This is a genomic window from Bartonella sp. AC62GZZY (genome assembly GCF_042196525.1).
Taxonomy (GTDB): Bacteria; Pseudomonadota; Alphaproteobacteria; order Rhizobiales; family Rhizobiaceae; genus Bartonella.
Genome location: NZ_JBHIQN010000059.1, coordinates 1 through 972, shown reverse-complemented (window position 1 = coordinate 972; position 972 = coordinate 1). Strand labels below are relative to the sequence as shown.

Annotated in this window: 1 protein-coding gene and 1 pseudogene; both read right to left on the bottom strand. The window is 38.5% G+C overall.

Annotation, left to right across the window (positions count from 1 at the left end):
• Positions 1-132 precede the first annotated feature (132 nt).
• A pseudogene (locus tag ACFIML_RS09135) lies at positions 133-397 on the bottom strand (YadA-like family protein); the annotation flags it as partial.
• 318 nt (positions 398-715) lie between these two features.
• Positions 716-972 (bottom strand): YadA-like family protein (locus tag ACFIML_RS09130; protein WP_375607607.1); only part of this gene is annotated, 257 nt, incomplete at its 5' end.

Below are 972 nucleotides of genomic sequence, written 5' to 3'. Positions count from 1 at the left end.
GTGTCATCAAATATTATGCTTATCTCTAGATAAATACTGTGAATCTGTAAAAAAATATCCACCCTCATTTTAATAAAATAAGAATAAATGTCGTTAAAAGAATCCCTTGCTATCATCAACGCAGCTTTAATCTTAAGCCAACACCTCTTCTCTAATCTCCGCAGAACTTGTTGCGGATATATTAGAGCAAATGAAGCCATCCTCTGATATATAACCTAGTACCAAGAGCAAATGCGGATTGTCCACGCCATGCGCCGCCATCAAATGAAACAATTAACTTTCCTAGTGTATCGTTATAACGCAAACCTGCCACTGCCAAACCAACAGTCGCTGCTTGTCTTGCCTCTTTCCGAACATCTTCAATGGCATAACTAAACATTTCAAATTTCATATCGGTGGAGGATTACGATTCGTTAACACCATTATTCATCGCATTATCCTTGGATTCAGAAAAGTATTTATCTACATTTTTTTTGCATCATCAAAAACTGTCTTATCCGCTGCTTACTGTCATGTAACAACCAACTACCCCCCTCCACGAATTCTGTCAAATTTGCGTAAAACACACCACTCTTCATACATTTTCTCTTTTTTTATTTTCAATATTAATGCTGACTTTGTTATTTGTGAGAGCCGTTCTTTTAATCGTGTAACTCTTTTCACCCCTGTCTCGTATAGACAGGAGCGTTTTTGAAAATAATCGTAGTGAATTTTATTAATTTAGAGTTAAGCTTAATCCTACACCGACACCCCAGTGCCCTCCGGCATTTGTCACAGATAGACTAGAGCGGATATTTCCATCTTCAGATGTATAACCAGCACCAAGAGCAAATGCGGACTGATTGAGCCATATACCACTACCAAATGCAACACTTAACTTTCCTGGTGCATCATTGTAACGTAAGTTGGACACCGCTAGGCCAATAGCAGCAGCTTGTCTTGCTTCTTTCCGAACATCCTGAATAGCATAAT